This is a genomic window from Helicobacter sp., assembly GCF_017502485.1.
Classification (GTDB): Bacteria; Campylobacterota; Campylobacteria; order Campylobacterales; family Helicobacteraceae; genus Helicobacter_B.
On the sequence record NZ_JAFVUX010000015.1, the window covers coordinates 1 to 13,440 of the forward strand.

The following is a 13,440-nucleotide window of genomic DNA, read 5'->3' on the forward strand; positions in this document are numbered from 1 at the left end:
CCCCCCGTTTTTAAGACACGAGCAAACTCTGGGAGAGATTTTGCAGGATTAGTCCAGTGAAACGAGCTAGCCATAATCACCCAATCCGCGCTACTAGATTCTAGCCCACTCTGCTCACCAGAACCTTTATGCCACGCAATATTTGCATAGTCCTTTGTGTGCTCTATACCTTTCTCCCGCATCGCGTCATTTGGCTCAACAGCACGCACTTGTAGCCCCATATCACCAAGCAGTGCGGTAAGCTTGCCTGTGCCAGCCCCTACTTCTACCACTTGCAAATCTTGTAACGGCTTGTGCCCATCATTGATACAAGCCACTAATTTTTGTAAAAGCATAGTGCTATATGCGGGGCGGTTGTGGTAGTGGGCGGCGACTTGTGTAAAATCTCCTTGCTTCATTAAAACTCCTTAGTAGTATGAAAGTGTATCTAGCTAGAATCTAGCGTTTAGGGACAAAAAGCCAGCTTACAAAGCGTCCTTCTGTTTTTGGCTCTTTCTCTGGTTGGGCGACTTCATCCATCATTTCTCTTACACGATTTAGCACCACTACACCAAGCTGCGGGTCGCTAGTCTCCCTACCCTTTAACACAACCTTAAAGCGCACATGCTTACCACTTGCGATAAACTCTTTGGCGTGCTTGACTTTGTAGTTGATGTCATTTTGCGCGATTTGGACAGAGAGCTTGATCTCTTTAATGTCTATTTGTTTTTGCTTTTTCTTAGCTTCCTTTTGCTTCTTTTCTAACTGGTAGCGGTATTTACCATAGTTCATAATCTTGCACACAGGGGGCTTGGCACTAGGCGAGATACATACCAAATCTAAGCCTTTCTCCCTTGCAAACTCCCTTGCCTCACTTGCTGAGATGATCCCGTAAGTAGAGCCATCATCATCAATACATCGAACCTCACTAAAGCGTATATCTTCATTTAGCAAAATTTCTTCTTTGCTCAAAAGCTCACCTCTTCTTTTTTGGATTCTATCATCGCTATAAACTCTCCTTCTGTAATATTGCTTTGCTCTTTAGCTCTCCTATCTCGCACTGCAAGCATTTTAGATTCCACTTCTTTTGCGCCGATGATTGCAATAATCGGCACACGCTGTTTCTCTGCACTACGCACGCGCTTACTAAGGGTCTCGTTTTTATCACTAATCTCAGCATACACACCCGCTTCTCGCAACACTAGCTGGATATGGCGCGCATACTCTTGCTGATCACTAGAAATGGGGATAATCACCACTTGCGTAGGCGCAATGGCAAAAGGAAACTCCCCGCCAAAATGCTCACACAAAATCGCACAAAATCGCTCAAAGCTCCCCAGTATCGCGCGATGTAGCATTACAGGTCGCTTGGCTTGGTTATTTTCATCAATGTATTCAAGCCCAAACCGCTCGGGCAAATTCATATCTACTTGGATTGTCCCACACTGCCACTTGCGCCCAATAGCATCAGTAATCTTAATATCAATCTTAGGTCCATAAAATGCCCCACCGCCTTCATCGATATTGTAAGGGATCTGGCTAGATTCTAGTGCGGATTGCAAGGCATTTGTAGCAATCTCCCACACCACATCATCACCGATAGATTTCTCCGGGCGTGTGGATAGCTCCATTTCATAGCTAAAGCCAAATGCCCCCATAATCCTTCTAGTAAAATCTAAGATACTATGCACCTCGCTCTCTATCTGGCTTGGCATACAAAAGATATGCGCATCATCTTGAGTAAATTCTCTCACGCGCAAAAGTCCGTGTAGCACGCCACTTTTCTCGTGTCTATGCACCACTCCATACTCATAAAATCTGAGAGGCAGCTCACGATAGCTACGCTTGCTATGCTGATAAACTTTGATATGCCCCACGCAGTTCATCGGCTTTATACCATACTCGACCTCATCGATAGTTGTGAAATACATATTTTCTTTGTAGTTGTCATAATGCCCACTGATTTTCCATACTTCACTTTTTAAAATCTCAGGGGCGCGTACAGGCTCATACTCGCGCATAATGAGTGCGCGAGTAAGTAGCTCTTCTATACGCCTACGCAATCTCGCCCCAGCAGGTAGCCAAATAGGTAGTCCAGCCCCTAGCTGCTCATCAAAGGTGAAAAGCCCCATTTCTTGCCCTAGCTTTCTGTGGTCGCGCTTTTTGGCTTCTTCTAATTGGTGCAAATACGCCTTTAGGCTCTCTTTATCCGCAAAGGCTATGCCATAGATTCTAATAAGCATTTCCGCACGCTCATCACCACCCAAATACGCCCCAGCAAGCTTGGTAAGACTAAAGCTATGCAAAAGCTTCGTGCTAGGCAAATGCGGTCCGCGACATAAATCGACAAAGTCCCCCTGCTCATAGATCCCAAAGCTATCACCTTGTATGCGACTCATCACCGCACACTTTAGCTCATCATTGCCAAATCGCTCCTGTGCTTGCGCGCGTGTGATCACGGACTTTTCTATCATATCGCCAGATTTTGCTAGCTCTTTCATACGCGCTTGGATTTTCTCTAAGTCTTCTTCACCGATTTTACTGCTTGTCTTAAAGTCGTAGTAAAATCCCTCATCAACCACCGGTCCTACGAAAAACTTCGCATCAGGGTAGAGCTGCTTGATTGCTTGAGCTAGAAGATGGGCGCAAGAGTGGCGGATAATCGCAAGTGCTAGAGCAGAATTATCAAAGTGGATCACCTCTCCATACGCACTTGTGTCAATCAAGTGCTTTTGTAGCTTTTCTCGCAATATCGCTAGCGACTCCCCACGCTCTAATGCTATGCTTTGCAGATCGATGATCTCTCCGCTTGCTTGCTTAAATCCTATGATCTCGCTCATTGCTCTCCTATAATCACTATTTTTAGGTTGTTACCTTGTGAAAGCGCGATACTAGCACACAATCGATTATTTTTCACTAAAACTAGTCCTTTGATACAGCTTGTATGTCGTATTTAGCAAGCTTATATTGCAAAATCTCCTCACTCATTCCTAGAATCTTGCTCGCCTTGGCTATGTCATTATCGCTATCTTGCAACACCTCGCATAAAAGCTGCTTTTCTAAAAACTCGATTTTGCTTGACTCGCGTGTTTTACGAGAATCTAAAAAGAGATCCTTTGGCGTAATTACCTCATCACTAAGAATTGCTGCACGCTCAATCACAGAGAGTAGCTCTCTAATATTGCCGTGCCATTCATAAGAAAGCAGAGCTTCTTTAGCTTCTTTGGTGAAAGTTTTTGGCGGGAGATTGTATTGAGCTAGGACTAGATCTAGTTTCCACTGCGCAATAGGTAGAATCTCTTCTATACGCTCTTTTAGCGGTGGGATTAGCACAGGGATTGTCTGCAAGCGGTAGAAAAGATCTTCGCGGAAGGCTTTTTGCGCGATTTTTTGCTCCAAGTTGGCATTAGTCGCGGAAACAAAGCGCACATCAAAGCTTATAGGCTTAGAGCCCCCAAGCCTTGTGGCTTCTTTTTCTTGGATTGCGCGCAGTAGCTTTGCTTGGAGCATTATGGGCATTTCGCCTATCTCATCTAAAAACAGCGTCCCACCATCTGCTAGCTCAAAAAGCCCCTGCTTTGTCGCTATGGCATCGGTAAATGCACCCTTCTCATAGCCAAAGAGCTCAGATTCTAGCAAATGCTCTGGGATTGCTGCCATATTGATAGCGATAAAGGGTTTCTTGCTTCTAGTGGAGTGCTCGTGAATAAAGCGCGCAAATACTTCTTTCCCCACGCCAGAAGCCCCCATAAGCAAAATACTAGAATCTGTAGGCGCGGCTTTTAGCACTTGTGCCTTTATAGACTCTAGCGATGGACTTATGGCGACAAAGGGATTGTGGCGGTTGATGGTAGTGCTTGCTTTGGTGGTGGTTTTGGTATGGGATTTTTGAAACTCTATGACCTTCTTGCTACGATAGATTGCCTCAAGCAATAACTCTGGCTCAAAGGGCTTTTGAAAAAAGTCTTTCACCCCAAGTCGTATAGAATCTATCGCAGAGTGTAGCGTGGCATTACCAGTGATGACAATCATTTCATAGCGATTATTGAGCTGCTTTAAAAACTCTAGTCCATTCATATGGGGCATATTCAAATCTGTGATAACAAGCTGATAGCTAGAATCTAGCTCTTTGAGCGCATCTTTTGGACTACGAAACGAGACGATATGTAAGTCCTTATGCTCGGCGAAAAACAGCTCTAAGCTCTTTCGCATATTAATGTCATCTTCTACGATTGCGATTTTCATCTCACTCCTTTAATACATCAATAACCACATAGCGATTATCCAAATAGGCTAGAATCCTTTGTGGCGAGAACGCAAAGGTGGTAGAGTCTTGCACGCGAGTATTGTGGCTTATAATCCCATCATAGCGCACTCTTGCGCGCCCCTTACGCAAGCACTCAAGCACTTCTTCTTGGTAGTGCGTTAGGATATATTTAATGGCATAGCTCTCATCATCGGTGATAAAATCGTTTATGGGGGTGTTAAGTGAGCAAGTGTAAGCGACTTTAAGTTTATGGGCTTTTAATGTGATGGGATCAGCTATGCTATATCGCTCGCCTGTGATTATGCCATCGTGGGTTTGGGCTTTGTAGGAGATGATAAACTCTAGCTTTTGCGGAGTGGATTCTAGGGAGTGTGGAGTAAGTGCTTGTGGAACTAGAATCTCTGTAGGTAAGGGTTGCTTATGTGGGCGCACTTGAGAGATTAAGTCTGCACGCAATAGTTGGACACTTAGCATAGCATAGCATACTGCTTTACAGCACTGCCTTACCCCTATCACACACATCACACGCTCCACATCGCCAAAGTTGCCTGCATTATAGCACAACGACTAAAAGAGTGTAATAAAGCTCACATACCAAAATGGTGTGCGAGTAATCACAATATCCTTCGATACTAAGGCTTCTCCATTAGAATAGCTAGCTGGAGATTCTAGCCCAAGTCGTAGCTCGCTAGGCAATCCAACCGCACTCATAGGGATTTTCGCACCAAAATCAAGCTTATAGCGCGAGGTAAGAGAAAAGCTTATCCCAAGGTTGAAGCCATAATCCACTTGCAACAAATAATTCCACAGCACATCTTTGCTAGTGTATCCATTTGTGTGCTTTACTAGATTCTCATTTGCTTGATCAAACAAAAGTAGCACGCCTATGCTTAAGCCCCCATACAATCCCACAGCCATATCTTTAAGCACGCGATTTTGCCCAGCAAACAAACTAAAAGGTAGCTCGGCTAGCACATCAACATTCATTCCCCCAAGCACATAGTAAAAGCTCCCCACTGACTGATTGTTAATATTCTCATTACCAGCACTTAGTAGTCCATCGCCATAAAGTCTACTGCCTAAATAAGGGTTAAAAAACTTTTGATACCCAAACCCTCCACCAAAGGCAAAGAGATTAGAGATAAACTCTATCCCCTGCTCTCCATTTCTAAACACCCCACTAGTCTTACACCCACTTTTATCTGTATCTGTGCAAACAACCCCTGCTGTGTCTTTAGGGACATTGTTTGTTTTGTTATAAAGCCCATCGGTGTAGATCTGCGTTAGGCGGCTAGCCCCTATCATCACGCTAGCAAATGCCCCACTTTTCTTATCCGCGCTAGCATAATACTTGCTTAAATGCGCCTTTGTACTAGAATCCGCTTTTGCAAAGCGTGCTTGTATATAATCCGCTGACTTATAGGGCATAGGTACTGGGGTGATGCCATTAGAGCGCAAAAGCTTCTCATAGTGCTCAATTTTCTCTTGTGTGTTTTTCCCCTGTAAATCGCGCTCCTTAGCCCGCAAAATCTCCGCCACATCAACACGCTTACTCTCCTGACCATCCAGCAAGCCTGCTAAAGTCTTTTTATCAAGCAAGAGTGTGTCGTTGTTTAAAGCATTAGAAGTATTTGCCCATAAGCACGCCATTATAAGCGGTGCGCTAGCTAACACCCTGCCAAAGCTCCTTACTAACACACCTCTATCTCCTAGCATACAAATCACCTTAAAAAAGATACTGATAACTCACAAGGTATATAAGCCTAAAGGCGAAGTTTTCATTTATCACACTTGGAGGGACTTTCACCCCAGCTTCTAGCCGATGATGGTAAGCCAAAGTCGCGGAAAGTCCAAGGTTTAGCACACTGCCTGCGATGATTTGATGCTGCTCATAGACATTCTTTAGACTTTGATCAAATATCGCCAGCCCTCCGCCCACACCTGCATACGCCCCCAAATAATAGCCATCATCAGCGATCGCTAAATCCCCAAACATATCAAGATTAAAGCTAAAAAGCTGCATAGTAACGCTATCTTGGATATTGTTTGAAGAATTCCACGCAGTAAGGTATTGCCCATAGAAGCGAATCCCTAGCGGTGCAGAATCGATAAAATGCATATATCCCCCACTAACTCCCACTGCAAAAGGACTGATTGAAGCACCATAGGGCTTGCCAAGTCTTTGAAGCGTGATGTCCATATTGCTAGCCCCTAGCACCACACCTACAAACGCACCATTTCTCGTGCGATTTTCTAGCGCACGGGCTTGGGATTTTAGATATTGGTAGTATTGAGCGCGCAAGAAATATAACTCTTTTTCTTTGTTGGTTTGGTCTATTTGGGCTTGGTTTAGTTTTGGCGTTGGCTTTTGGGCTAGAATCGCGGATTGTCGCGACGATTCTGTAGCTACATACGCTCTAGTATGCTCCCTTAAATCGCCTTGCAAAGCCACAATTCTATCTCCAAAATCCTGCCGCCTAGTTGCGTTTCTAGAATTGCTGCTTGTTAAAATGCCTGCGTTTTTATCAACCCTAAAATCCACAAAATCGTCGCCATGGTTACCCAAGACCAAATCCCTAGCTAAGGATACGCTCACCACCCCAAGCAACACCACTAACGCCACCCTAAAACACATAGCTATACCCCACCATAGTCGCCGCCCCAAACCAGTCCAGCTTATCGTTGATGATGAATTTTATCTCCGCTTCTGTACGATGCTTTGTATCTATAATAACATCAAAGCCTAGATTGATCATACCCCCAAGGCTTGCATCAGGCTTGTTGTCATAAGTCATACTAAAAAGCCCTAGCCCCATAATCGCGCCAGATTCTAACCCTTTTGCCACAGGAAGATCTATCAAAATATCCGCACTCACTCCAATCCCGCTAAAGCCAATATCCGAATAGCGAAGCTCCTTGGCATTACTACCTAAGTATTGCACATAGATTCTACTGCCTACGATATTTGGGATTGAGAGCGTATCATAAAGCGATGGATAAAAGCTTTGATACCCCGCTTTCGCGCCATAGGCAAAGGTACTACCCGAGAGATAGGCAGGGGCATTAGTAGCGTTGTGGAAAATCCAGCCTCCATAAGCCCCAATAAATATGCCTGTTTTTTGATTAGAAGCTTCAAGATTATTGACAAGATCGATAATCTCTTCATCTGTGGTAGCATTATAGGCAATAATATAGGGGTAGTAGGAGAGATCAAGGTTATTATAATCAAGCGGCTTACTTGGGTCTAAAAACGGAGCTTGTGCTAGTAGCGCACTTGGCAAACACGCTAGAACATAGAGCAAAGCTAGGGCGCGTAAAACACAGGCGTAAGCTAGCTTTATGCTACATTGTCTGCCATAGCTATGTTTCATCATACAGCCCTTATGTGATATAATCGCACACACCACTTTAGCGCACTATTATAGATTTATCAAAGTTATATAAAGTTTAAACTCATCGCACAAGGAGAAGCTATGAACACTATGCCAAGCAGTACAAAAAAGCTCACCCTAAAAGCCCTGCGAGACAAAAAAGGTAGAGAGAAAATCACCGCTATAACTGCTTATGATGCGCTCTTCGCTGGGATATTTGATGGAGAAGTTGATGTGATTTTAATAGGCGATAGCCTTAATATGAGCTTTGGCGGACAAAAAGATACCACAAGTCTAAACCTAGAGCATATCATCTACCACACCCAAGCAGTCTGTCGCAAGGTTAAAAGCTCATTTCTCATAGCAGATATGCCCTTTGGTACTTATAGCACGCGTGATAGCGCACTAAAAAACGCCACTAAGCTCATCAAAGCCACGCAAATTGATGCTTTGAAGCTAGAGCTTACAAGCAAAAAACTCCACATTGTAGAAGCTCTCATTAATGAAGGTATAGCTGTAATGCCTCACATTGGACTTATGCCCCAATATATCAAGGCAGAAGGTGGCTACAAGATTAAAGGTAGAGATGAGATAGAGAGTAGGGAGCTACTAGAATCTGCTTTAGCATTTGAGCAAGCAGGGGCGTTTGGCTTGCTACTTGAGGGCATTATAGCGCCTTGTGCTACTGCCATTACGCAAAAGCTACAAATCCCCACCATAGGCATAGGCTCTGGGGTTGGGTGTGATGGGCAGATTCTAGTGTGGAGTGATATGTTAGGGCTCTTTGATGACCTAAGCCCAAAATTTGTGCGCACCTATTTGCAAGGTGCTAGCATAATCAAGCAGGCAGTACGCGATTATGCTAGCGATGTCCGTAGCCAATCTTTCCCTAACGAGCAAGAAAGCTACTAGAAAAGCATTAGGAGCGCAAGGAGTTAGAGCATTATGGAAAAAATCTCGCTGGATTTTACACAAGATGATGAGAGAGATATCCGCGTGGTGGGCGTGGAGAAAATCAGCCTTGAAGAGCGCAGTGAAGTATCGCTAAGACCAAGTATCTGGGGGGATTATATCGGACAAGAGCAGGTGAAAAAAAACCTAGAAATAGCCATCTTAGGCGCGAAAAAACGCAGAGAATGTCTAATGCACACTCTGCTCTTTGGACCACCCGGACTTGGCAAAACTACCCTAAGCCACATCATTGCCAATGAAATGGGTGCACCCATCAAAGTTTCTGCTGCGCCGATGATTGAGCGCGCGGGCGATCTGGCCGCACTACTTACTAATCTACAAGAGGGTGAGATTTTGTTCATTGATGAGATCCACCGCCTAAGCCCAGCCATAGAAGAAATGCTCTACCCCGCTATGGAAGACTTTCGGCTTGATATTATCACGGGCTCTGGACCAGCGGCACAAACGATCAAAATCGATCTACCACGCTTTATGCTCATTGGCGCGACAACTAGGGCTGGTATGCTCTCTCACCCATTGCGGGATCGCTTTGGTATGGACTTTCGCTTGCAGTTTTATACCACAGATGAGCTAGCTCAAATCATAAAAAAAGCTGCAAAAAAACTCGATAAAGGCATAGAAGATTCTGCTAGTGCAGAAATCGCTAGCCGCTCGCGAGGCACACCTAGGATCGCTCTGCGACTATTGCGTAGGATACGCGATTTTGCTGATGTGAAAGATGAAGCGGTGATTAACCTAAACACAACCAAGCAAGCCTTACAAGAGCTAGGGGTTAATAAGCTTGGCTTTGACGCGCTAGATTTACGCTATTTAGATGCTATCGCGCAGGCTAAAAAGCCTATAGGGCTAAACACCATCGCTGCCATCATTAGCGAAGATGAAGATACGATTCAAGATGTGATTGAGCCATATTTGCTTGCGCAAGGATTTTTAGAGCGATCAGCTAGAGGGAGAATAGCCACGACAAAGACTTATGAGCTTTTGCGCTTACAAAGCCCAAGACTGCTGTAATGCCTTTATAGATGCATTTACTGCGCTTTATTGGGGTTCCACACTTATCTTTTACAGAGCAACAACTAGAATCTAAAATTGAAGAGAATTATGACTCATAGAGATTTTATTATCAATGGTATGACAAGTGGCTATGGTCGCTAGAATGGCACTTTTAGGGATTCTAGCTTAAAAACTCTGTGTGCAATATACTCGCCACTTTGTCAAAACCTTGTCGGTAGCGATGGTAATAGCTACTTCTTCGCCCACACCTTACGCGCCACGCGCTACTAGAGGGTACATTATCCACACTAGAGTAAATGATCCTCTTGCACTTACAAGAAATTTATGGGCAAGCGGAGTTTAGCAAGCACGATGCACCAAGCATCGCACTTAATCGCCAAGGACACTACTATACCCACAACTTACTTTTGACACTCCAAAGCAAAATCATTGGGACGAATCCTTACCGCACAGCAATAGGGCAGACAATGCGCACACTAAACCATCTTAAGCTAGATTCTAGCTAGAATCCAACCCCTAGCGTAACAAACACCGCGTGCGCACCAGAGCGAACCTTCATAGAATCTAACACCAAAATGCTTGAGTTCCTATACTCATAAATAGTCCCGGTATTATAGGCATAAGATTGATACATATACTGCACACCCACGCGCATAAACGCAAGCTCGCACCCTACACCCACGCCTACGCCAAGCACATTTTGTAATGGCACACTTACATTGCGAGAAATACGCGAAAAATTTGCCATATAATCCACTACACCATAAAACCGCCAGAGTTTATACTGCACGCCAGCTTGTACCCCAGAGCCAAAGAGTATCGCGGATACCTTGCCATCATCATTGTCATCATCTTGCTCTGTAGCAAACTCTTCTACATCAAAAAGCCCCTGCCAAACAAGCTCTATAAATGGTGCGGCATAGAAAGATAACGGCTGTCTAGCTGTGCTAATCTCCACACCAAATCTCCCCATACTCATAAATCCCATCGCACTATCATCGGTGATCCTATGCATACCTCTAATCTTAGGAAAGTCCATAGAGTGCGCCCCAAGTGCTAGCTCACCGACAATCTTTACTCTCTTAGGCTCTCTTGGCGTAAAAATTGATGCAATAGATTCTAGCTTTTTGCCTATTTGGCTTGCTTGGGGCTTCTTTTTAGCCTTATGTACCATAGTAGGGTATAGTTCACCATCTTCATCAATAATCGCATCAACTGCGCTAGATACCGCCACAGCAGTAGGCACACTCTCACTAGTAAAGCTTAGACATACACTCTCATTTTGGCATTTATTAGGGACTAGATCATAAAGCTTTTTGCAAGCACTCTCTTCATAAAAGAGATGGTTGCAACTTGCAGCATAGTAGTCTTGTGCGCGAGATTTATCGCTTGCTAGCAAAGTATCACCAAGTGCTTCACACGCTTTGGTGAAGTCATTTTGCACGCCGATTTCACAAGAGTGCGCAAGCAACTTTTCCCGAGTTTTAGGCTCTTTGGCTTGAAGACCTAGAAAGTAAGCCCCCTGTGCAGAGCCTAGCGCGAAAGCTTTTTGCAAAAGACTAGCATTCTGCTCACTCTGTCCCAAGTGTGCGCACGCACGAGCGTTATTGTGATTACAAAGCTTTTGCATACTTGATTTATCAAAGTCAGATTCTTCTAATAAAAGCACTGCGCCATCGCCGTATTGATTAAGCTGGGAAGATTGTTTATAAAGAGCTTTTGCTTTGGTGGCGTTTTTTTGCAAATTTGCCAAACCTAGCGCATATACTTCCCCAAGATAAGCGCAAGAGAGTGCATCATTAAGCCTACAACCTTGCGTATATAAATCTAGCTTCTTGCGCGCAGCTTCTTCTAGTCCAGCACTCTTAGCACAAGCTAATCCATAGCCATTTTCACACGCGTGCGCATAATACCACTGCGCACTTTTTTTGGACTCTTTAAGCGCGATTTCTCCCGCTAGCACACAACCCTCCAATGTCCCCATAAGACAGGCTTTTTTGTAGTATTTAAGGGCTAGTTTGTCGTTTTTAGCTAGCTCAAGCTCACCTTTGTGATACTTATCGCCCAAACTCACGCAGTAATAGCCATCAAGTGTAGAATCCTCACAAAGTCTCTCAAGGTTTTCTAGCTCTTTGAATTCTGGTGCTGGAGCTTCATCGACAAGCTTTTTACTAGGGTCATATTGGATTTTTACATACACATATCTTTTATCCTCATAGCGTGCTAGAATCTTGTAGCCGATATTATGCGCACCCGCATAGATTCTAACTCGCTCGCTCGCTATACTCTGCCCGCTTGTATCAGTGCTTTGCTCATACTCTGCTTGCACGCTTGTGTTAAGCGATAGTCGTAGCTCTTTGAGTGCGCGCGCTATCGCGCTTGTCTGCCCCTCTTGCTTGCTTGCTTGTCCTATGGCACAATATTGCTCCGCGCATATTTTAGATTCTACCCACTGAGGAGCTGTCTTTGCCTGCATAGCACTAAGCAAAGTCAATACACCAAACCACACCCATCTCATACAATCTCCTAGACTCTAGGCTTGTTGTCCATATTTCTTAAGAGTAAAAAGATGACAAAAGCACTCACGCTAACCACAATAATCGTGCTAAATGCCTCAAAATACCCAAATGGAGCGCTAAGGTCAAACACACGCATTCCAAAAATCTCAAACCCCATATTCCACCTTTATATTAGAGCTTCACGCGCGCGCTTAGAGCGCGAGAGAGCGAGAGCTGATCAATATTCTCAAGCCCTATCCCAGTAGGTACACCTTGAGCGATCTTACTAAAATGTAGCGGTAAGTCCTGTAGCCTATCTTCGATAAATAGCATCACTGCATCATTGGCAAGACTTGGAGAAAAGGCAAATATCACCTCTTCAATTCTCCTGCTTATAATGCGCCTGCGCACTTGGGTGAAGTCGATTTGCTCTAGCTCATTGGAGAGTACCCAATATTTGCCATTAAAATCGCCCATTTCTTCAATGGTAAAAATATCCTTAGGGTGGAGCACGACGCAAAGTTTCGTGTCGTCTCTACTATCATCAAGGCAGATTTCACAAACCTCATTTTCACTCACAGCCCCACACACTGAGCAAGTGCTGATATGTTGGATAGAGGTTTCTATGCAGTGGGCAAGCTTTAGGGCTAGGTATTTGTTCTCTATAGCAAGGAGATAGGCAATTTTCTGCGCACTTTTACGCCCAATGGTTGGGATCTGCTCTAAAGAATCTACAAGCGCGCTAAAGCGCGATAGAGACTTTTTGTAGAGATTCATTAGCGCGCCTTAAACTACTCTCAAAGTTACTGTATGTAAGCTATTTAGCGAAGTTTTCTATGGATTTTTGTAGAATCGCTACTGCTTGAGTGACATCGCCATAGTCTTTGACTTTAACCCACTTATTTGGCTCAAGCATTTTGTAAGTTTCAAAGAAGTTTCTAATCCTATCAAGTGTGATTTTTGGTAAGTCATTTAGCGATTTGATCCCATCATAGCGCGGGTCAATTTTACTAATAGGTACTGCAATTAGCTTCTCATCCATTCCGCTCTCATCTTCCATAATAAGCACACCAATTAAACGCACTTTAATCACACTTCCAGCCTGCAAAGGATATTCATTAATCACAAGAATATCCACAGGATCATCATCATCTGCTAGCGTGTGGGGGATAAAGCCATAATTCGCCGGATAAAACATCGCACTATACATTACCCTATCAACCACCACTGCGCCAGAATCCTTATCCACTTCATACTTCACACTTGAGCCATAAGGGATCTCGATAATAGCATTGATTTTATCAGGAATTTCTCCTATGGAGATTTTTTCTATATTCAT

15 protein-coding genes are annotated in these 13,440 nt (G+C 44.1%); 3 read left to right on the forward strand and 12 right to left on the reverse strand.

The features are described 5' to 3' along the window. The 8 genes from IKB69_RS02955 to IKB69_RS02990 all read right to left on the reverse strand — a co-directional run. A partial coding sequence (locus IKB69_RS02955; protein WP_290945939.1) for a class I SAM-dependent methyltransferase occupies window positions 1-398 on the reverse strand: 398 nt, incomplete at its 3' end. 40 nt (window positions 399-438) lie between these two features. Further along, complete coding sequence (gene infC, locus IKB69_RS02960; protein WP_290945941.1) at window positions 439-951, reverse strand: translation initiation factor IF-3; 513 nt, start codon at window positions 949-951, stop codon at window positions 439-441. Next, entirely contained in the window at window positions 948-2,819 is a 1,872-nt protein-coding gene (thrS, locus tag IKB69_RS02965; RefSeq protein ID WP_290945943.1) for a threonine--tRNA ligase, read from the reverse strand. The genes infC and thrS overlap by 4 nt, the downstream gene beginning before the upstream one ends. Window positions 2,820-2,901: 82 nt before the next feature. Next, on the reverse strand, window positions 2,902-4,224 hold the full coding sequence (locus IKB69_RS02970) for a sigma-54 dependent transcriptional regulator (protein ID WP_290945945.1): 1,323 nt from the start codon (window positions 4,222-4,224) through the stop codon (window positions 2,902-2,904). Window position 4,225: 1 nt separating this feature from the next. After that, the gene (locus IKB69_RS02975) at window positions 4,226-4,720 is read right to left on the reverse strand and encodes a hypothetical protein (RefSeq protein WP_290945947.1); all 495 of its coding nucleotides are present in this window, start codon (window positions 4,718-4,720) and stop codon (window positions 4,226-4,228) included. 93 nt (window positions 4,721-4,813) lie between these two features. Further along, window positions 4,814-5,962 (reverse strand): outer membrane beta-barrel protein, encoded by a 1,149-nt coding sequence (locus IKB69_RS02980; RefSeq protein WP_290945950.1) that lies wholly within the window; start codon window positions 5,960-5,962, stop codon window positions 4,814-4,816. Window positions 5,963-5,972: 10 nt separating this feature from the next. Next, the gene (locus IKB69_RS02985; RefSeq protein WP_290945952.1) at window positions 5,973-6,881 is read right to left on the reverse strand and encodes an outer membrane beta-barrel protein; all 909 of its coding nucleotides are present in this window, start codon (window positions 6,879-6,881) and stop codon (window positions 5,973-5,975) included. Further along, window positions 6,871-7,620 carry a hypothetical protein gene (locus tag IKB69_RS02990; RefSeq protein WP_290945954.1) on the reverse strand — a complete coding sequence of 250 codons (750 nt, stop codon included), beginning with the start codon at window positions 7,618-7,620 and terminating at the stop codon, window positions 6,871-6,873. Before IKB69_RS02990 ends, IKB69_RS02985 begins: the two co-directional genes overlap by 11 nt. A gap of 99 nt (window positions 7,621-7,719) precedes the next feature. Between IKB69_RS02990 and panB the strand changes: the two genes are divergently transcribed. From panB to IKB69_RS03005, 3 genes are all read left to right on the forward strand, one after another. Further along, the gene (gene panB / locus IKB69_RS02995; protein ID WP_290945956.1) at window positions 7,720-8,529 is read left to right on the forward strand and encodes a 3-methyl-2-oxobutanoate hydroxymethyltransferase; all 810 of its coding nucleotides are present in this window, start codon (window positions 7,720-7,722) and stop codon (window positions 8,527-8,529) included. A 33-nt stretch (window positions 8,530-8,562) separates the two neighbouring features. Then, entirely contained in the window at window positions 8,563-9,600 is a 1,038-nt protein-coding gene (gene ruvB, locus IKB69_RS03000; RefSeq protein ID WP_290945958.1) for a Holliday junction branch migration DNA helicase RuvB, read from the forward strand. A 308-nt stretch (window positions 9,601-9,908) separates the two neighbouring features. Continuing rightward, entirely contained in the window at window positions 9,909-10,109 is a 201-nt protein-coding gene (locus IKB69_RS03005) for a hypothetical protein (protein ID WP_290945961.1), read from the forward strand. Here the strand turns inward: IKB69_RS03005 and IKB69_RS03010 are convergent. From IKB69_RS03010 to ppa, 4 genes are read right to left on the reverse strand one after another with little or no spacing between them, the layout of a single operon-like run. Further along, complete coding sequence (locus IKB69_RS03010) at window positions 10,106-12,121, reverse strand: hypothetical protein (RefSeq protein ID WP_290945963.1); 2,016 nt, start codon at window positions 12,119-12,121, stop codon at window positions 10,106-10,108. The two genes, IKB69_RS03005 and IKB69_RS03010, sit on opposite strands and share 4 nt — an antisense overlap. 8 nt (window positions 12,122-12,129) lie before the next feature. Further along, window positions 12,130-12,279: a hypothetical protein gene (locus IKB69_RS03015; protein ID WP_290945965.1), complete on the reverse strand. Its 150-nt coding sequence runs from the start codon at window positions 12,277-12,279 to the stop codon at window positions 12,130-12,132. A 14-nt stretch (window positions 12,280-12,293) separates the two neighbouring features. Then, window positions 12,294-12,878 (reverse strand): recombination mediator RecR, encoded by a 585-nt coding sequence (gene recR / locus IKB69_RS03020; RefSeq protein WP_290945967.1) that lies wholly within the window; start codon window positions 12,876-12,878, stop codon window positions 12,294-12,296. Between the two features lie 40 nt (window positions 12,879-12,918). Next, complete coding sequence (gene ppa, locus IKB69_RS03025; RefSeq protein WP_290945969.1) at window positions 12,919-13,440, reverse strand: inorganic diphosphatase; 522 nt, start codon at window positions 13,438-13,440, stop codon at window positions 12,919-12,921.

Excerpts from the sequence above, each read along its gene's own strand:
- thrS (WP_290945943.1), bottom strand. The coding sequence starts at position 2,819 with ATGAGCGAGATCATAGGATTTAAGCAAGCAAGCGGAGAGATCATCGAT.
- IKB69_RS02970 (WP_290945945.1), bottom strand. The coding sequence starts at position 4,224 with ATGAAAATCGCAATCGTAGAAGATGACATTAATATGCGAAAGAGCTTA.
- IKB69_RS02975 (WP_290945947.1), bottom strand. The coding sequence starts at position 4,720 with ATGCTAAGTGTCCAACTATTGCGTGCAGACTTAATCTCTCAAGTGCGC.
- IKB69_RS02980 (WP_290945950.1), bottom strand. The coding sequence starts at position 5,962 with ATGCTAGGAGATAGAGGTGTGTTAGTAAGGAGCTTTGGCAGGGTGTTA.
- IKB69_RS02985 (WP_290945952.1), bottom strand. The coding sequence starts at position 6,881 with ATGTGTTTTAGGGTGGCGTTAGTGGTGTTGCTTGGGGTGGTGAGCGTA.
- IKB69_RS02990 (WP_290945954.1), bottom strand. The coding sequence starts at position 7,620 with ATGATGAAACATAGCTATGGCAGACAATGTAGCATAAAGCTAGCTTAC.
- panB (WP_290945956.1), top strand. The coding sequence starts at position 7,720 with ATGAACACTATGCCAAGCAGTACAAAAAAGCTCACCCTAAAAGCCCTG.
- ruvB (WP_290945958.1), top strand. The coding sequence starts at position 8,563 with ATGGAAAAAATCTCGCTGGATTTTACACAAGATGATGAGAGAGATATC.
- IKB69_RS03010 (WP_290945963.1), bottom strand. The coding sequence starts at position 12,121 with ATGAGATGGGTGTGGTTTGGTGTATTGACTTTGCTTAGTGCTATGCAG.
- IKB69_RS03015 (WP_290945965.1), bottom strand. The coding sequence starts at position 12,279 with ATGGGGTTTGAGATTTTTGGAATGCGTGTGTTTGACCTTAGCGCTCCA.
- recR (WP_290945967.1), bottom strand. The coding sequence starts at position 12,878 with ATGAATCTCTACAAAAAGTCTCTATCGCGCTTTAGCGCGCTTGTAGAT.
- ppa (WP_290945969.1), bottom strand. The coding sequence starts at position 13,440 with ATGAATATAGAAAAAATCTCCATAGGAGAAATTCCTGATAAAATCAAT.